Consider the following 18,859-nt stretch of genomic DNA (forward strand, 5'->3'; position numbering starts at 1 on the left):
AAAAACATGTTAAGAAAAGGCAAAAAAGACACAAAACCAAAGTCTATTCTTGAAGAAGAACAGATGCAAAGTCCTTTCCGGACAATTATCCAGCATCTTTGTGAAAATAAAGTTGCCATGGGATCCGCCATTATCTTCATTGTAATCTTTCTGATGTGCTTTATTCTGCCAATCTGGATGAAGCAGGACCTGAACTTCCAGGATCCGACGCAGAAGAATATCGCACCGGGATTTTCTTTCCTGAGTGTTCCGAAGGAACTGAAAAATAACGCAAAGGAGATTGAAGCGGGTCCGACATTCGGCATTGGGATTGACAACGATGGGGTTGTGTACGAGTGGGGAACTCTTACAGACCGGTTGAAACAAATTCCTGCTGACATGGGAAAAGTAGTAGATATTGCGGTCGGACAGGACCATGTACTGGCCATGAACGAAGAAGGGGAACTCTTTACATGGGGTTACAACCGGATGAACCTGAACCGGATTCCTTCGGAAGTCCAGGGTAAGAAAGTGAAATCCATCGCGGCAGGATATCAGGTGTCCATCGTCGTACTGGAGGATGGAAGCCTTGTGACCTGGGGAAATGAAAATGCGGTAGATATCGTGGCGTCCAAGGCAAAAGATGAGAATGTCAAACTGGTACGAACAAACATCTCTACCGGACTTGCATTGACAGAAGATGGAAGACTGATCCCTCTTGCAAAGAGAGAGACAGCGTTTGACGCGGTACCAGACGAAATTCAGGGAAGAATACAGGATTTTGCTATGACAGATAAGACTGTGTTTGCTCTTCTGGATGATGGTACATTGGCATCCTGGGGCGGCAATGATTACAATATCCAGAAGATTCCGGAAGGTGTGGACGGCCACGTAGTGAGTATTTCCGCAGGAAGAAATCATGTGACGGCTCTTCTGGACGACGGAACAGTGGCATCCTGGGGCGGAAACAATAATAAGCAGTGCAAGGTTCCTTCCGGAGTGAAAAATATCCAGAGGGTATCCAGCAGATACTATCAGAACTATGCCATTGACGAAGACGGAAATGTGACAACGTGGGGACTGAAAGGGTACCTCTTTGGTACAGATAACATGGGAAGAAGCGTTGCTCTTCGTATGCTCAAGGGAGGACAGATGACGATGACTGTCGGCTTTGTTTCCGTTATCATTTCCCTAATTATTGGTATCATTGTCGGAGGTATAGCCGGATATTATGCAGGCAAGGTAGATATTCTTCTTATGCGTGTGGCAGAAGTTGTAGGATCTCTGCCGTTCATTCCTCTGGCACTGATTTTATCGGCTCTCATAGGGAACAAGGTCTCGGAGGTCGGGCGAATTATTATGATTATGGTGATCCTCGGTATTTTAAGCTGGCCTGGTGTGGCTTACATGGTACGTGCCCAGGTACTTGCGGAACGCCAGAAGGAATTCGTCACTGCGGCGAAAGCGCTCGGCGTACGTGCGCGGAATATTATTTTCCGTCATATTGTGCCGAATGTTATGACAATTATCATTGTAAACGCGACCCTTTCTTTTGCAACCTGTATGCTCACAGAGTCCGGACTTTCTTTCCTGGGATTTGGCGTCAGCGAACCGATTCCGTCCTGGGGAAATATGCTGAATGACTGCCGATCCTCGGAAGTCATCTCCCAGTTCTGGTGGAGATGGATATTCCCGTCCATTGCACTTGCTCTGTGTACCATCAGTATCAACCTTTTTGGTGACGGCCTGCGTAAAGCAGTCGATCCAAAATCCAGTGAAAGGTAGGGTGTGTCATGGATTACTTATTAGAAATAGACGATCTACATACATATTTTAAAACGAAAAAAGGAACTGTAAAGGCGGTAAACGGCGTTTCCTACCGAGTGGAAGCCGGAAAGACACTCGGAATTGTCGGAGAATCCGGAAGTGGGAAGAGCGTGTCAGCTATGAGTATCTTAAAGCTTCTGGATGGCAACGGCTATATTGACAGCGGTGAAATCAAATTCAAAGGAAGAAATCTGGTAGAGTGTTCCCAGAATGATATGTACCAGATTCGTGGAAATGAAATCTCCGTCATCTTTCAGGAGCCGATGACGAGCTTAAACCCGGTGTACACCATTGAAAAGCAGCTTAACGAAGTATACCTGACTCATCAGAAGATCTCCAAGGAAGAGGCAAGTAAGAAATCACTGGAGATGCTGAACGCGGTGAAGATTCCGAATGCAAAGTCCATTATGAAGCAGTATCCTCACCAGCTTTCCGGAGGAATGAGGCAGAGGGTTATGATCGCCATGGCGCTTGCCTGTGAGCCAAGCCTTTTGATTGCGGATGAGCCGACGACGGCGCTGGATGTAACGATCCAGGCACAGATCCTGCATTTGATGAATGAGCTGAAACGGGAAAAAGGAACATCCATCCTTTTTATCACCCATGATCTGGGAGTTATCAACGAGATGGCAGACAGTGTGGCGGTCATGTACTGCGGACAGGTTGTGGAGATGTGCGACGCCCATACGATCTTTGCAAGGGATAATGAGTACTCCCATCCGTACACGGAAGGACTGATGACATCCATTCCGCGTTTGGATACGCCGGTGGGAACAAGGCTGGATGCGATTCCAGGTTCCGTTCCCCATCCTTTGGATCTTCCGAAGGGATGCAAGTTTGCGCCGCGCTGCAAATATGCGACGGCAAAATGTATGGAAGAAGAGCCAAAGCTGGAAGAGGTAGAGGGAAATCATTCTGTAAGATGCTTTTATCCGGAGAAGGAGGGGCGCCATGCAACAAAATAATCAAAGCAAAAAAGTACTGCTTAAAATTACCGATCTGAAACAGTGGTTTCCGATTAAGAAAACGAAACTGTTCCAGAAAGAACAGCTCTATGTGCGGGCTAACGACGGTATTACCCTTGATATCTATGAGGGGGAGACGGTGGGCCTGGTAGGAGAATCCGGATGCGGAAAATCGACATTTGGAAGGACACTGCTTCAGCTTTATCCACAGACGGAAGGAAAAACGATGTATTATGGCCGGACTCTTTGGGAGATGGCCCCGGACTATGTGGAACACACGGTGAAAAATATTGTCTCCAGAAAGAAAAAGATCCGGGAACTGGAGCAGAAGACCAGGGAGATGAGAGCAGAATACGAGAAGATGGCGGATGGAGCAGAGAAGTTCAAGAAGCAGGAAACCTGCGAGAAAGTACGCAAAGAGTGTAACCGGGAATTCCTGGATTTGGTACAGATCATCGGTGGATTCTACGCGATTGAGTCTACTCAGGAAGCGGAGCACATGATCCTGAATCAATTCAAAATTGCAAAAGAGCTCCGGGAATTAAAAGAGGATCACGAGAAAAAGGGCAGGGAGAAAGAGATTGGGGAAAAGGAGAGACAACTAAGGGACGCCATGGAAAAAATGGATACGCTCAGAAAAGCATACAGCAAGGATGATGCGTTCCAGAAGTATGAAGAATACCGTGATGACGGCGTGGATCTGGCAAGACTCAAAGCCAACGAGATGCGCGTCCTCAGAAAAGACATGCAGATGATTTTCCAGGATCCGTATTCCTCGCTGAATCCACGTATGACGGTCGGACAGATCATTGGGGAAGGACTGCTGGCTCATGGATTCTTTGAGAAGAATGACGACAAGATGCAGGATTATGTCATGAAGATCATGGAAGAATGTGGTCTTGCGCCGTATATGATCCACCGTTATCCGCATCAGTTCTCAGGTGGTCAAAGACAGCGTATCGGGATCGCCCGGTCACTGGCGCTGAAACCGAAGTTCGTTGTGTGCGACGAGGCTGTATCCGCCCTGGACGTTTCCATCCAATCACAGATTGTCAACCTTTTAAAAGATCTGGGGGGAAAGGAAAATCTGGCATATCTGTTTATCTCTCACGGTCTGAGTGTGGTAAAATATATTAGTGACCGGATCGGTGTCATGTATCTTGGAAATATTGTGGAGCTTGCGACGTCCAAAGGAATGTTCGATCATCCGATGCATCCGTACACAGAAGCGCTGCTCTCCGCAATCCCGACCACAGACCCGGATCACAAGAAGGAAATCGTGCCGCTGGAAGGAGATATTCCAAGCCCGGTACACCCGCCGGAAGGATGTAAATTCCATACGAGATGCAAATACTGTCAGGAAATCTGCAAACATGTGACGCCGGAATTAAGAGAGCTTGAGGAAGGACATTATGTGGCATGTCATTTCCCACTGGAGAAAAAGCAGGAAGAAGTATAATCAGCAGGAAAGGAAACGAGTACAATGTTTGGATTTGGTAAGAACAGCAAAAGAGCGAAAAGGCGCAGGGAACAGGAGGAAAAGCTCAGACGCTTCAAAGAAGAGATCCAGGAAGTCCCGCTTGAGAGAAATGACTATCTGGCGATGGTTCTCGGTGCGTTCTGGGCGCTGTGGCCAGTACTTGCCATCGTCGCCGGTGTGGTACTGTGCGTTGTACTCTTCTTTTTCAGGTAAGGAAGGAGAGGAATATGAAGTTTAGTGAGTTTGTGTACAAAAGGACGGATGTGGACGAGGTGAGAAACCGGATCCGGGAGATCACCGAGGAGCTAAAACACGCGTCTTCACTGGAGGAGCAGATTCAGGCGGTATATAAGATGAACGAGGTGGAAAAGGAGATTTCCACAGCGGACTCCCTTGTCTACATCCGCTATACGATCAACACAAAAAACGAATTCTATGCAAAAGAACGGGAGTACAATGACCGGATCTCCCCGATGCTGGAAGAGGAGTTCCAGAAATACAATGAAGTGCTTTTGCAGTCGAGGTTCCGCAGGGAACTGGAGGAGAAATTTGGCAAGGTACTCTTTCTCAATCTGGAGCTTGCCATGAAAGGGTTTTCCCCGGAGATCACAGAACTTCTCCAGGAAGAGAGCCGGTTACAGACCCAGTATCAGACTCTGCTTGCCGGGGCGCAGATCGAATTTCAGGGAAAGACGTACAATCTTTCCCAGCTCGGACCATATATGCAGAGTACGAACCAGGAAGTAAGAAGAGCGGCCTATGAGGCGTCCGGCAAATTTTTCGATGACAATCAGGGAGAACTTGACGAGATCTTCGATAAGCTTGTCAAAAACCGTACCGAGCAGGCACACCGCCTTGGTATGAAGAGCTTTGTGGAGCTTGGCTATGTGCGCCGCCAGAGAAACTGTTACGCACCGGAAGCAATCGCCGGATTCCGGGAACAGGTGGTAAGAGATCTGGTGCCGGTCGTATGTGAAATTAAGAAGCACCAGGCAGAGTGTATTGGTGTGGAGAAACTGCATATCTATGATGATTCCTTCCGGTATCCGGACGGGAATGCGGTACCGCAGGGATCATACGAAGAAATCATGGAAGCCGGACGAAAGATGTATACGGAAATGTCTCCGGAGACAGCGGATTTCATTAAGATGATGTTTGACCGGGAGCTCTTTGATGTGGTGGCAAAGCCGGGAAAGGCGACAGGAGGATACTGTTGCGATATCCCAGGCTACGGATGTCCGTTTATATTCTCCAATTTCAACGGAACGGCAGGAGATGTGGACGTATTAACCCATGAAGCAGGACATGCATTCGCGGCGTATATGGCGGAGAAGAATATCGACCTGATTGCTACACATCTCCCGTCTATGGAAGCGGCAGAGACTCATTCCATGTCTATGGAGTTTTTCGCGACGCCGTGGTATGGGCTGTTTTTCAAACACCAGACGAAGAAGTATGAAGTGTCCCATCTTGAAGGAACACTGAATTTTATCCCATATGGCTGTTTGGTCGATCATTTCCAGCAGGTTGTATATGAGCACCCGGAAATGACTCCGCAGGAGAGAAATGAAGCATGGCTGAAGCTTGAGAAGATGTACCGTCCTTATCTGCACCTGGAAGGCATCCCATTCTATGAAAGAGGAGCAGGATGGCAGAGACAGAACCATATCTTCGCCACCCCATTTTATTATATTGACTACTGTCTCGCACAGACAGTGGCACTTCAGTTCTGGCTGGAACTCGAGAAAGACTGGAAGAAGGCGTGGGAGAAATACAAACACTTTGTAAAGCGGGGCGGCACAGATACCTTCCTCGGGCTGGTGGAAGGAGCGGGGCTGACTTCCCCGATGGAAGACGGGTGTATTCGTCAGATTGCGGAGTATGCCTCAGCATGGTTGAAAGAGAAAGAAGCTTAAATAACACAAAGTGAACTGATGCAAAGCGCACAGAAAAAGGAACCGGTTGTCTGCCGGTTCCTTCGTTCTGTTTAGGAAACATTTTGAGAGATACACATTAATTAAAAAACTTTTATATAAAATCTTATACAAGAGTTTTTCCAAGTTCTATGCAGGCGTTTTGGGCGTCTGCATCCGGATCTTCATTACAGATCACGGGATCAGAAGAGAGAATGGCTCCATAGCCTTTACAGTCCTCTTCCCAAGTACGCATCCATTCACCGTCTCCCCATCCGTAGGAGCCGAAGAGGGCGATTTTTTTGCCGTTCAGTTTGGATGTACACTCCTGGAACATCGGTTCAAATTCCGATTCCTCAAGCTGCTCGGCACCCATGGACGGACATCCAAAAGCGACAGCGTCGTAGGAATCCATCATGGAAACGTTAAATTCAGAGGCAGTCAGTACCGTGGCTTCTCCGCCGGCAGAAATGATGCCCTCAGCGACTTTCTGCGCCATGGCTTCGGTATGTCCGGTACCGCTCCAGTATACTACAGCAATATGACTCATGTGTGTTTACCTCCTGTTAGAAATCAGTTACATAATACTTTTTGCATGAATGTTTTCTATTCACAGGCAGCAACAGTAAGCTGCCAGATAGAACGTTGTCTGTAATGAAATAATCTTGTGTAGACTTCCCGGCATTTGATGAATTTCTGGAAAAGTCTGAGTGTTTCTTTTTCATTGTCATATACTTTCCAGAAACCGCAGGCGCGGCAGTTTTTCCCTTTGTTTTCGATAAATCCTTTCACATCGCAGAAAGGATATCCGAGGAAAAGACCGATCTCGTGCGGAAAACCATCCGAATCCTGAAGTCTTTGTTTTAATGTATGGATTGCCGCCTCGGCAGTAAACTCTTTATAACCATAGTCTTTTAAAAAGCTTTTTACACACTCCCGCTTCAAGTCAGCCTGGAGTCTGCCGGTGCGGCAGACATAAATAAGCGCGTTTTGATTCGTTTTTTTGAGAATGAAAAGAGTAATTCCCTTTGGATTTAATGTCCGGTTCCAGTCAATGACCATCTGCTGGATGTCGTCATCCGGACAAACCGTATAGGAAAACAGGTTCGCTGTCTTTAAACCAGCCAGGACAGCGGAACAATGTTCGACTAATTTTTTATCAAACAATCCAGATACCTCCTTTCAGCGGGAGTTAGTAAAAGCTAACTAAGGAAGAAAAAAAGAAACGGATTAGGTATAACTACCCGTTTGTTTTGGTTAGCATTAACTAACTGATGTCAGGATAACATCTCAAAGGGAAGTTGTCAACAGTTTTTTTGAAAAAAATAAAAAAAGTTAGAGTGGATTAACTGCGATGAATGACAAATAGAACATGCATTTTCATAGAAGTAATAAGTTTCGGTGTGGATATCATAAAATAGTTGCAAAACCATGCAGAGCCGGATATAATAAAAAAGGCGGCACAATTGTGCAAAAAAATCGGCAGATAAAGCAAATTTAATAAAGGAGTATCGAATATGGGTAAATATTTTGGAACAGATGGATTCAGGGGAGAAGCAAATGTAGGCCTTACAGTAGAGCATGCGTTCAAGGTGGGAAGATATCTTGGATGGTACTACGGGCAGGAACACAAGGCCCGCATCGTGATCGGAAAAGATACGAGAAGAAGCAGTTACATGTTTGAGTACGCGCTTGCCGCAGGACTGACAGCTTCCGGAGCGGACGCCTACCTGCTTCATGTAACGACGACGCCAAGTGTTTCTTACGTGACAAGTACTGAAGATTTTGACTGTGGTATCATGATCTCCGCAAGCCACAATCCATTTTATGATAACGGAATCAAGATTATCAACGGAAAAGGATACAAGATGGAGGCAGAGGTGGAGAACAAGATCGAAGCCTACATTGACGGAGAGATTCCGGAGCTTCCGCTTGCTACACGGGATGATATCGGGCGAACCATTGATTATGCGGCAGGACGTAACCGTTACATCGGACACCTGATTTCCGTAGCGACAAGATCCTTTAAAGATATGAAGATCGGACTGGACTGTGCAAACGGAAGTGCCTTTGCTATTGCGAAGAGTGTCTTCGATGCTCTTGGTGCAAAGACCTATGTGATCAATAACAATCCGGATGGAACAAACATTAATACCGCATGCGGTTCCACCCATATCGAAGGACTCCAGGCACACGTCAGAGAGAAACATCTGGATGTGGGATTTGCCTTTGACGGAGATGCAGACCGCTGCCTTGCGGTGGATGAAAACGGAAATCTGATCGATGGAGACCTGATTCTCTATATCTGCGGCAAATATCTGATGGAACAGGGACGCTTAAATGGCAATACGATTGTGACAACTATCATGTCCAACCTCGGACTTTATAAAGCATGCGACAAGATCGGAATGAAATACGAAAAGACCGCGGTCGGAGACAAGTATGTCTTTGAAAATATGATGAACAACAACTATGTTCTGGGAGGAGAACAGTCGGGACACATCATCTTCAGCAAATACGCAAAGACCGGAGACGGAATCCTTACATCTCTCATGCTGATGGAAGTTATCCTCGAAAAGAAGATGACACTCGGAAAACTTGCGGAGGAAGTCAAGATTTATCCGCAGCTTCTTCAGAACGTGCGTGTGGCGGATAAAAAGACAGCCAGAGAAAATCCGGAAGTCGTAAAAGCCATCGAACATGTGGCGGAAGTTCTTGGAGATGACGGCAGAATTCTCGTAAGAGAAAGCGGTACTGAACCGGTGATCCGTGTCATGGTCGAGGCATCCACCGATGAACTCTGCGCAAAATACGTGAAAGAAGTCGTAGACGTCATGGAAAAAGAAGGACTGATTGTAGCATAATTTTAAGAAGTAATAAAAAACGAGCTGTGAAGCGAAAGTTTCACAGCTCATTTTTTATGGGCCCGGTTTCCGGGAAGGTTTTGTTTCATTTGTATGAATCTGGTTTTCGTTTCTCCAGATGCGGGGTGAAAGACCGTACACTTTTTTGAAGGCTCTGGAAAAATGCAGTGGATTCGAGTAGCCGACTGCGTTCGCAATGTCCTGAATCGAGAGCTGGGTCAGTTTCAGAAGCTCTGTAGCCTTGACCATGCGGTATTGAATGAGGAATTCCTGTGGAGTCTGACGGAGTGCCTGACGGAAGACTGCTCCGAAGTAGCTGCGGTTGAGCCCGCACTGTGCGGCGATATCCTCCACAGAAATATCATTTTGAAAGTTCTGTTCGATAAATGAAAGGGCTTCCCGGATATAAAAATCCTGGATTTTTCCGCTTTTCCCCACCTGGAAAGGCGCCATGGAGCGGGTCAGATAGTCCAGAAAGAGAAACCCGTGGCCAAGCAGGTGCAGAGGCGACGCCTTGGAATGGTGGACGATGTAGAGCATTTCTTCCATCATATTCATCCGAAGCTCCTTGGAATGGGAGTGGTAAACCGGCTGGTCAGGAGAAAGACCTGCCAGCTGCAGGGATTCTTTGACTCTCAGACCGTCGAATTCGATCCAGACATATTCCCACGGAAGATTGACATCAGCCCAGTAGGAGCAGACCTGCTGTGGAAACAGCATGAAGCCTTCCCCGCTTTTGATATGGTATTCATGAGATTTCCCATTTTTATTCTGAGCGGACAGCACTCCGGTGCCGGAAATGACATAGTGAAAGAGATAATGATCTTTGGCAACCGGACCAAATGTATGGGCGGGAGCACACTGCTCCCAGCCATATTGATAGAGTGCAAGGTCAATGAAATTTTCGTTTGGAAATACGGAAAACAGGTAGTTGTCCATCGGTGCGCTTCCTCCTTTTTTTGTATTATATACCAAAATGCTAGATCACTTCAAATAATTTTCATAATTCAAGCATATGGGTATAAAAGCAGGATAATACTGGTATTTTTGCAAGCATATTGCTATGTTATAATAATTCTACCATAGAGAACAGACAAGAAAGGAGACAAAATTATGAGAAAGGGGAAAAAAGTGATTGGTGCTGCCCTGGCAGGATGTATGACAGCGTCCATGTTTCTCACTGCGTGCGGAGATGGAAATGAAAACAGTGGGAAAACAGAAATCGAGATCCTGCAGTACAAACCGGAAGCGGCAACCTACTTTGATCAGGTGGAAGAAGAATTCAATGCCACACATGATGACATTCATCTGACCATTGATTCACCGAACGATGCTTCGACTATCATGAGGACACGGTTTATCCGGGAGGACTATCCGGATATTATCGGTATCGGAGGGGATATCAATTATTCCTATTATGTGGATGCGGGTATTCTTGCGGATGTTTCCGACAGTGATGTCATGAGCAATATCAAACAGTCCTACAAGGATATTCTGGAGGCGCTTGAGATTGTTCCGACCGACGGCACCTACGGTATTCCGTATGTGGCAAATGCGGCAGGAATCCTTTACAACCGGGATATGTTTGAGGAACATGGATGGGAGATTCCGACAACATGGAATGAACTGATGACACTCTGCAATGATATTCAGTCTGAAGGCATTCTTCCGTTTTATTTTGGATTTAAAGACACATGGACCTGTCTGGCACCGTGGAATTCCATGGCAGTTGCGCTGGCACCGGCAGATCTGTGTAAGCAGGTCAACAGAGGCGAGGCGAACTTCACTGACGAATACAGAGAAGTGGCAGAGAAATATCTGGAACTTCTGGAGTATGGACCGGAAGATCCGTTTGCGTATGGATACAATGACGCATGTACGGCGTTCGCAAACGGAGAATCCGCGATGTACCCGATCGGAAGCTATGCAGTACCGCAGATCCAGCAGGTGAATCCGGACATGAATATCGATTCCTTCGTGACTCCGGCAAGCGATACAAAAGAGGGCAACACGTTAAACTCCGGTGTCGATTTGATGTTTGCGGTGACCGAGGCCTGTGAAAACAAGGAAGCGGCCTATGAAGTGCTGGAATTCCTCTATGAAGATGAAAATATTCAGGCGTATATCGACGACCAGAATGCCATTCCTTGCAAGGAGGGAGACTTTGAACTTGCTTCCCAGCTGGACGGTATGACTGAATACATTGAATCCGGAAATATGACAGACTATCAGGATCACTATTATCCTTCCGAGATGGCAGTGGATGCACAGATCCAGACTTTCCTGATCAATAAAGATGTGGATGCGTTCCTGAAGAAGTTCGACAGCGACTGGACAAGATACAACCGGGATATCATCCGGGAAGTACAGGAGTATGAGGAAGAAAACGGGAATGACTAGATAGGGGAAAGGAGAGCAAAAAGATGAGAAAAATGAACGATAGAAACCGTACCTTTCTGTTGATCACGATACCGATTCTGGCATTGTTTATCTGCTTTAACACGGTTCCGCTGATCAGAGGTGTGTACTACAGTTTTACAAACTTTAAAGGATTTGGAGACTATGATATGGTAGGACTTCGAAACTACATGGATCTGTTTACCGATTCCCGTGTGGGAAGATCTTACTGGTTTACCGTCCGGCTTGCAGTCTGCGCAACTATCATCACAAATGTGATCAGCCTGATTCTGGCCCTGGGACTGAACAGTAAAATCCGGGGGAAAAGCTTTTTCAGAGCTGCCTACTTCCTTCCAAACGTACTGGGAGCACTGGTAGTCGGCTACATTTTCAACTATTTCTTTACATATATTCTTCCGGAATTTGGAAAGATGATCGGAAGCGAAGCATTGAGCGGCAGTATGCTGTCCAATGAAAAGACCGCATGGATCGCGGTTGTGATTGTCTGTGCATGGCAGTCCATCGCCATGAACACCATCATTTATATTTCCGGACTTCAGACCGTGCCGGAGGATGTGTACGAGGCAGGATCCCTGGACGGAGCAACGGGATGGAAGAAATTCAAACATCTGACATTCCCGCTGATTATTCCGTTCTTCACCATCAATATGGTTCTCTGTGTGAAGAACTTCCTCATGGTGTTCGACCAGATCATGGCTTTGACAAAGGGAGGTCCTGCGCAGAGCACGGAATCCATCTCCTACCTGATTTACAATAACGGTATGTCAGGCGGACAGTTCGGATTCCAGAGTGCGAACGCGGTTATCTTCTTCATCGTGATCGTGGCAATCTCAGTAGCACAGATGAGCTTTTCAGCACGGAAGGAGGAGCAGTTATAATGAAAGAAAAAGCAGAATATAGAACAAACTGGACTGTGATGGTCTTGTTAATTCTTGGATTGATTACGATAGCATTTCCGCTTTATATGACAATAATTATTGCATTTAAACAGCCTAGCGAAATGACGAACAGTATTGCCGGAATTCTTTCTTTACCGAAAAGCTGGAGCCTGGATAACTTCAGAGAGGCAATGCGGGTAACGGATTTCTGGAATTCTTTGAAAAACAGCCTGATTATTTCTGTCCTGACAGTGGGACTTTCCATTATCATTCATTCCCTGATGGGATATGCCGTGGGAAGAAATAAAGCACACAGTAAATTTTACAATTTTGTCTATCTGTTTATCGTAAGCGGTATGTTCGTTCCGTTTGCAATCCTGATGATGCCTCTTGCAAAACAGACAGCAGAGATGGGACTTGGAAATTGGGTTGGCGTAATTATCTTATATGTGGTATTCTATATGCCGATGAATGTTTTACTGTATTCCGGATACCTCACCAACATTCCGATTGCACTGGAAGAGGCGGCGCGTGTGGACGGCGCGAGCACATGGAGAACGTACTGGAAAGTCATTTTCCCGATTATGAAGCCGATGCATGCGACTGTAGCTGTCATTACAGCACTTTCCGTATGGAATGACGTGATGACACCGCTTGTTATCATGGCAGGTACAGGGCAGAATACACTGCCGTTGGCACAGCTGAACTTCCAGACTCAGTTCGGAACCAACTACAACCTGGCATTTGCATCCTATCTTCTGGCATTGATCCCGATCGTGATTTTCTATGTAATCTGCCAGAAACAGATCTTAAATGGTGTTGTGAACGGTGCAGTAAAATAAATATAAACTGTACAAGGAGAGCAAAATGGGTATTGGATTTGAGAAAGAGAACAGAATTTTTACATTACAGACAGACCATACAACATATCAGTTTCAGGTAGACGCATACGGATTTCTGCTTCACCTGTATTATGGAAAGACGATTTACGGCGGAATGGACTATCTTCTGACCTACTACGACAGAGGATTTTCCGCCAATCCGTATGACGCCGACCAGGATCGAACCTACTCCATGGACGCTCTGCCGCAGGAGTTCCCGACAAGCGGGACAGGGGATTTCCGGAGTCCGGCTCTTACGATCAAAAACAGCGATGGTACTTACAGCTGCGATCTGCGGTATCAAAGCCATCGGATCACAAAAGGCAAATATGGACTTCCGGGGCTCCCGGCGGTCTATGCGGCTGAGAACGAGGCGGAGACGCTGGAAATTCTGATGGAGGATGCTGTCACAAAGGTACAGGCAGTGCTTTTGTACGGAGTGCTTCCGAAATACGACATCATTACGAGAAGTGTCAGAATCATCAATCAGGGGGAAGATACGATTCATATCAGTAAGGCGGCTTCCGCTTGTCTGGATTTCGTTTCAGGAGACTATGATCTGATCAGCTTCTATGGACGCCATGCCATGGAGCGTAATTTCCAGAGAGTACCGGTAAGCCACGGAAAACAGATTTTACGAAGCCGGAGAGGAACATCCAGCCATCAGTACAATCCGGCCATGATTCTGGCGGGAAAAGATACGACAGAGGAAGCAGGAGACTGCTATGCCATGGTTTTTGTATACAGCGGCTGCTTCAAGGCGGAGGCAGAGAAAGACCAGTTCAACCAGACGAGAGCGCTGATGGGACTTGCTTCCGAGATGTTTTCCTATCCGCTTGGAACCGGAGAAAGCTTCGTGATCCCGGAGACGGTAATGACGTATTCTGCAGAAGGTCTGTCCGTCCTGTCACACAATCTGCACCGTTGTTTTAGAAACAACCTGTGCAGAGGCAGATGGAAAGATCAGGTCCGCCCTGTTCTTGTAAACAGCTGGGAAGCGGATTACTTTAATTTTACCGGGGAAAGTCTCCTGAGACTTGGAAAACACGCGGCAGAACTTGGAATCGAAATGCTTGTTCTGGATGACGGATGGTTTGGCGAGAGAAATGATGATAATACCAGCCTTGGAGACTGGGTGGTCAATGAAAAGAAGCTGGGATGTACCATGGGAGAACTGATCGACCGGATTCATGATCTGGGACTGAAGTTCGGACTCTGGATTGAACCGGAGATGGTTTCCGAAGACAGCGATCTGTACCGGACACATCCGGACTGGGCACTTCAGATTCCAAAAAGGAATCCGGTCAGAGGCAGAAACCAGCTTGTGCTTGATTTCTCGAGAAAAGAGATCCGGGATCATGTTTTTGACCAGATCTGCGCGGTTCTGGACCAGGGAAATGTAGAATATATCAAATGGGATATGAACCGGAGCCTTTCTGATATTTATTCGTCTGAGACGAAAGAACAGGGAAAGGTACTCTACGATTATATGCTTGGCGTATATGATTTCCTGGAACGCCTTACCGAACGTTATCCGGATACTCTGATTGAAGGATGCAGCGGAGGAGGCGGACGGTTTGATGCCGGAATGCTTTATTATACACCGCAGATCTGGTGCAGCGACAATACAGATGCCATCGACCGTCTGGAGATCCAGTACGGAACATCCTTTATCTATCCGGCTTCCTGTGTGGGCGCCCATGTATCCGCGGTTCCAAATCATCAGACCGGACGGATCACTTCTCTCAATACAAGAGGTATCGTTGCCATGGCAGGAACCTTTGGATATGAGCTGAATCTGGGACTGTTAACCGAGGAAGAAAAGAAAGAAGTCAAAGAACAGGTGAAGAAATTCAAACAATATGCTCCGCTTATCCAGAGAGGAGATTACTACCGCCTGTCCAGTCCGCAGAAGGATGAGTTTGGCGCCTGGGCTTTCGTATCGGAGGATCAAAGTGAGGCGCTCATCAGTATCGTAATGTTAAAACAGCATGGCAATATGACTGTCAACTATGTAAAAATGCGCGGCCTGATTCCGGATGCATTCTATCAGATTGAAGGACATGACCGGATCTACAGCGGGGCTGCATTGATGCAGGCAGGGCTTCCGGTGCCGATTGAGAGCGGAGAGTACCTTGCCTACCAGAGATATTTAAGACGTGTAGAACATAAAGGGGCTTAAGAACATTGGGAAGAGCAAAGAAAAGTGATAAAGAATTTCAGGCACGCATGGAGAAGCATCAGGACGAGCTGAAATGGCTTTATATGGAGCTGTATCAGAATGAAGACATGTATGCGGAACTGTGCAGCCAGATGTATCAATACTATACAGAAAGAAAAGCCGCGTTGAAAAAGCGGGATCGTGAGAGAGAAGCACATCCGGACTGGTATCGCAGGAAGGGTATGCTTGGCATGATGCTCTACATCGATAATTTTGCCGGTAATCTGAAGGGAGTGCAGAAAAAGCTCGATTATATTAAAGAGAGCAATGTCTCCTTTATTCACCTGATGCCGTTTCTCGATACCGTAAAAGGAAAATCAGACGGCGGATATGCGGTGGCAGACTTCCGGAAGGTCCGCCCGGATCTGGGAACCATGGACGATCTGGCAAGACTTGCCACGAAATGCCATAATATGGGAATCGATGTGTGTATGGATTTCGTCATGAACCATACATCCGAGGAACATGAATGGGCCGTCCGCGCAAGAAACGGCGAAGGCGAGTACATGAGCCGGTATTTCTTCTATGATAATGCATGGATTCCGGAACAGTTTGAAAAGACTGTACCGCAGGTATTCCCGACCACTGCGCCGGGGAACTTCACCTGGATTCCGGAGATCGGACACTATGTGATGACGACCTTCTATCCATATCAGTGGGATTTAAATTACGGAAATCCAAGGGTATTTAACGAAATGATGTATAATTTCCTCTTCTTTGCCAACCAGGGAATGGACATCATCCGGATTGACGCGGTTCCATATATCTGGAAAGAGATGGGCACATCCTGCCGGAATTTAAAACAGGTACATACCATTGTCCGGATGATGCGTATAATCGGAGAGATCGTCTGCCCGGCCGTGGCACTTCTGGGAGAAGTAGTCATGGAACCGGAAAAAGTCGTGCCATACTTCGGAACCGTGGATAAACCGGAATGTCACATGCTTTACAATGTGACAACCATGGCAACCACCTGGCACACCGTGGCCGTACACGACATCAGACTGCTGAAAAAGCAGCTTGACATTGTAAACCGCCTTCCAAAGGAATATACATTCCTGAATTATCTCCGCTGCCACGATGACATCGGATGGGGGCTGGATTACGACACACTGAAACAATGGCAGATGGAGGAAATTCCACACAAACAGTACCTGAACGATTACTTCACCGGAAAGTATCCGGGAAGCGAAAGCAGAGGAGAACTCTACAACGATGACCCCGTGACAAAAGACGCCAGATTCTGCGGAACAACCGCATCCATGTGCGGCATCGAAAGCGCCGGGTTTGAACAGGATAAAGAAAAAATGGAAAAAGCCGTCCGCAAAGATCTCATGCTCCACGCCTACATGTTCATGCAGGCCGGCATCCCGATGATCTACAGCGGAGACGAAATCGGGCAGGTCAACGACTACACCTATAAAGAAGACGAAGAGAAAAAAACGGACTCCCGGTATATCCACAGAGGCACCTTCAAATGGGATCTCGCCCAAAACAGGGATGACCAGAACACCGTAGAAGGACAAATCTTCCAGACCCTCTCCTACATGGAAAAAATAAGAGCACAGGAAGATATCCTCGGACCGGAAGCAGAAGTCACCACCTGGGACACCGGAGACCAGGAAGTCCTCGGAATCATCCGGAAACACAACGGAAAAAGTCTCACAGGCCTTTTCAACTTTAACAATTGTAAAAAACAGTTAACACTTCCGGAAGAAGGGATCTACCACGAACTCTTCACAGGCGAAATCCTGGAAAACGGCACAATTACACTGCCCGAATACGGATTCACATGGTGCATAAAACAATAGATTTTATTTTTGGGGACGTGTTCCGATGCATCGGAACACGTCCCCAATGGAAAAAGTGTGACAAATATGAAGTGAATATTGTAAATGTTGAGATTCTGTTACGTCTGGGCGTAATGGAATTTTTTTAGTGTTTGTGTGTTACACACCGTTGTCCGGGTTACAGGAATCCGCCGTCGAACCCGATGATCTGTCCGGTCATGTAGGCGGGTGCGTTGAGGGTGTTCCAGATCATCCGGGCTGCTTCTTCGGGGGAGGCGAAGTAGCCGGCAGGGATCTCATCTGCGAGGGCGCGTCGTTCTTCGGCATCGAGCATCCGGTTCATGTCGGTGTCAATGACGCCGAAAGCGATGGCGTTGACCTGGATATTGCTTGGAGCGAGTTCTTTGGCGAGGGCCTGGGTCAGTCCCTGGATGCCGGCTTTGGATGCGGAGTAGGCTGCTTCGCAGGATGCGCCGCTTCGTCCCCACATGGAGGAGACGTTGAGTATTTTTCCGGATTTTTTGGACACCATATGAGGGATGGCTTCCCGGCAGCAGTAAAAGGCGGAGGAGAGGTTGGTGGCGATCAGGCGGCTCCACTCCTCATCGGTCATGTCGCTCAGAAGGCCGATGTGGGAAATGCCTGCATTGTTGATCAGGATGTCGAGTCCTCCGTCTGTATGTTCGGAACTGGCAATCGTTGCGAAGATTTTACGGACCTGGTCCGGGTTGCCGACATCCCCCGGGCAGAGTTCGCAGGAGCCGCCTGGAATCGAGAGAATTTCCCGGCGGACTTCCTCCAGTGCTTCTATATGATGTGCGCTGTTTAAGAAAATATGAAAACCGTGTCCGGCAAGGAGAAGGGCGCATGCCCGTCCGATGCCTCTGGAAGCGCCGGTGATCAGTACACCTGATTTTTGCTTCATCTTAGATATCCCCTTTTTGAACATTTTTTGCATATATGTTGACATTACATATATGTTGACATCATCCAGTATACGTCAGAAGTGACATGTATGAAAGAAAAAACTTGATTTTATTTTTCAAAGTGGTAACCTTAAAGTGTAAATGCAAACAGTTGGAAAGGAAATCAAATATGATGATAGACCGGGCAATCGAATTTGCGACAAAGGCACACGAAGGACAGTTTCGAAAAGGGACCAGGCGTCCTTATATCGTTCATCCGATTGAAGTGGGAGATATCGTCTCGACGATGACAACCGATGAAGAGGTGATCAGCGCGGCGATTCTGCACGATACGATCGAGGACTGCAAGGGGGTGACGCGGGAGGTCCTTGCGGAGAATTTTTCGGAGCGTGTTGCATCGCTGGTTGCCCAGGAGAGCGAGGACAAATCCAAATCATGGATGGAGAGGAAAGGTTCGACCATCGAGCGGATCCGGACGGCGTCTTTTGAGGTGCAGATGATCGGGCTTGCGGACAAGCTTTCCAATATGCGGGATATTGACCGTGACTATCCGGTGGTCGGCGAAGACTTGTGGAACCGTTTCCGTATGAAGGATAAAAAAACAATCGGCTGGTATTACAGGGGAATTCAGGAGGCACTGCGGGAGAGATTTGCCAGAGTGCCGGCGTATGAAGAGTACTGCCATCTGGTGGACCGCCATTTTGGCGGGAACTGACA

Annotated in this window: 15 protein-coding genes and 2 pseudogenes; 13 read left to right on the forward strand and 4 right to left on the reverse strand. The window is 47.2% G+C overall.

What is annotated here, in order from left to right:
- Positions 1-6: 6 nt before the first annotated feature.
- From FGQ85_RS09340 to FGQ85_RS09360, 6 genes and pseudogenes are all read left to right on the forward strand, one after another.
- On the forward strand, positions 7-1,764 hold the full coding sequence (locus FGQ85_RS09340; protein WP_138373317.1) for an ABC transporter permease subunit: 1,758 nt from the start codon (positions 7-9) through the stop codon (positions 1,762-1,764).
- An 8-nt stretch (positions 1,765-1,772) separates the two neighbouring features.
- Positions 1,773-2,771, forward strand: coding sequence for an ABC transporter ATP-binding protein (locus FGQ85_RS09345; RefSeq protein ID WP_024733401.1), 999 nt, complete (start codon positions 1,773-1,775; stop codon positions 2,769-2,771).
- Positions 2,758-3,012: pseudogene (locus tag FGQ85_RS18825) on the forward strand (ATP-binding cassette domain-containing protein); the annotation flags it as partial. The gene FGQ85_RS09345 and the pseudogene FGQ85_RS18825, both read left to right, overlap by 14 nt.
- 450 nt (positions 3,013-3,462) lie before the next feature.
- A pseudogene (locus tag FGQ85_RS18830) lies at positions 3,463-4,230 on the forward strand (oligopeptide/dipeptide ABC transporter ATP-binding protein); the annotation flags it as partial.
- 24 nt (positions 4,231-4,254) lie between these two features.
- Positions 4,255-4,464 (forward strand): hypothetical protein, encoded by a 210-nt coding sequence (locus tag FGQ85_RS09355; RefSeq protein WP_024733399.1) that lies wholly within the window; start codon positions 4,255-4,257, stop codon positions 4,462-4,464.
- 14 nt (positions 4,465-4,478) lie between these two features.
- On the forward strand, positions 4,479-6,167 hold the full coding sequence (locus FGQ85_RS09360; protein WP_087167729.1) for a M3 family oligoendopeptidase: 1,689 nt from the start codon (positions 4,479-4,481) through the stop codon (positions 6,165-6,167).
- 124 nt (positions 6,168-6,291) lie between these two features.
- Here FGQ85_RS09360 and FGQ85_RS09365 read toward each other — a convergent pair whose 3' ends face one another.
- Both FGQ85_RS09365 and FGQ85_RS09370 read right to left on the reverse strand, forming a co-directional pair.
- Positions 6,292-6,714, reverse strand: coding sequence for a flavodoxin (locus tag FGQ85_RS09365; protein ID WP_048620440.1), 423 nt, complete (start codon positions 6,712-6,714; stop codon positions 6,292-6,294).
- A 56-nt stretch (positions 6,715-6,770) separates the two neighbouring features.
- Positions 6,771-7,331, reverse strand: coding sequence for a DUF3793 family protein (locus FGQ85_RS09370; RefSeq protein ID WP_138373318.1), 561 nt, complete (start codon positions 7,329-7,331; stop codon positions 6,771-6,773).
- Between the two features lie 350 nt (positions 7,332-7,681).
- On the opposite strand from FGQ85_RS09370, the gene glmM reads away from it, so the two are divergent.
- On the forward strand, positions 7,682-9,028 hold the full coding sequence (gene glmM / locus FGQ85_RS09375; RefSeq protein ID WP_118636825.1) for a phosphoglucosamine mutase: 1,347 nt from the start codon (positions 7,682-7,684) through the stop codon (positions 9,026-9,028).
- Between the two features lie 54 nt (positions 9,029-9,082).
- On the opposite strand, the gene FGQ85_RS09380 is transcribed toward glmM, so the two are convergent.
- On the reverse strand, positions 9,083-9,967 hold the full coding sequence (locus FGQ85_RS09380) for an AraC family transcriptional regulator (protein ID WP_087167726.1): 885 nt from the start codon (positions 9,965-9,967) through the stop codon (positions 9,083-9,085).
- 174 nt (positions 9,968-10,141) lie between these two features.
- On the opposite strand from FGQ85_RS09380, the gene FGQ85_RS09385 reads away from it, so the two are divergent.
- Genes FGQ85_RS09385 through FGQ85_RS09405 form a run of 5 tightly spaced genes read left to right on the forward strand, consistent with a single transcriptional unit; the run spans position 10,142 to position 17,237 of the window.
- Positions 10,142-11,428, forward strand: coding sequence for an extracellular solute-binding protein (locus FGQ85_RS09385; protein ID WP_138373319.1), 1,287 nt, complete (start codon positions 10,142-10,144; stop codon positions 11,426-11,428).
- A 32-nt stretch (positions 11,429-11,460) separates the two neighbouring features.
- Positions 11,461-12,324: a sugar ABC transporter permease gene (locus FGQ85_RS09390; RefSeq protein WP_347563085.1), complete on the forward strand. Its 864-nt coding sequence runs from the start codon at positions 11,461-11,463 to the stop codon at positions 12,322-12,324.
- Entirely contained in the window at positions 12,324-13,166 is an 843-nt protein-coding gene (locus FGQ85_RS09395; protein WP_138373321.1) for a carbohydrate ABC transporter permease, read from the forward strand. Before FGQ85_RS09390 ends, FGQ85_RS09395 begins: the two co-directional genes overlap by 1 nt.
- Before the next feature lie 25 nt (positions 13,167-13,191).
- Positions 13,192-15,387, forward strand: a complete 2,196-nt coding sequence (locus FGQ85_RS09400) for an alpha-galactosidase (protein ID WP_118636822.1) — start codon at positions 13,192-13,194, stop codon at positions 15,385-15,387.
- A 47-nt stretch (positions 15,388-15,434) separates the two neighbouring features.
- On the forward strand, positions 15,435-17,237 hold the full coding sequence (locus tag FGQ85_RS09405) for an alpha-amylase family protein (protein ID WP_138373329.1): 1,803 nt from the start codon (positions 15,435-15,437) through the stop codon (positions 17,235-17,237).
- A gap of 157 nt (positions 17,238-17,394) precedes the next feature.
- Here the strand turns inward: FGQ85_RS09405 and FGQ85_RS09410 are convergent, their stop codons facing one another.
- Entirely contained in the window at positions 17,395-18,141 is a 747-nt protein-coding gene (locus FGQ85_RS09410; protein WP_138373330.1) for an SDR family NAD(P)-dependent oxidoreductase, read from the reverse strand.
- A 170-nt stretch (positions 18,142-18,311) separates the two neighbouring features.
- Between FGQ85_RS09410 and FGQ85_RS09415 the strand changes: the two genes are divergently transcribed.
- Positions 18,312-18,857, forward strand: coding sequence for an HD domain-containing protein (locus FGQ85_RS09415; RefSeq protein WP_330616750.1), 546 nt, complete (start codon positions 18,312-18,314; stop codon positions 18,855-18,857).
- Positions 18,858-18,859: the final 2 nt, after the last annotated feature.

Source organism: Pseudoflavonifractor sp. BSD2780061688st1 E11 (assembly GCF_005844125.1).
Taxonomy (GTDB): Bacteria; Bacillota; Clostridia; order Lachnospirales; family Lachnospiraceae; genus Sellimonas; species Sellimonas catena.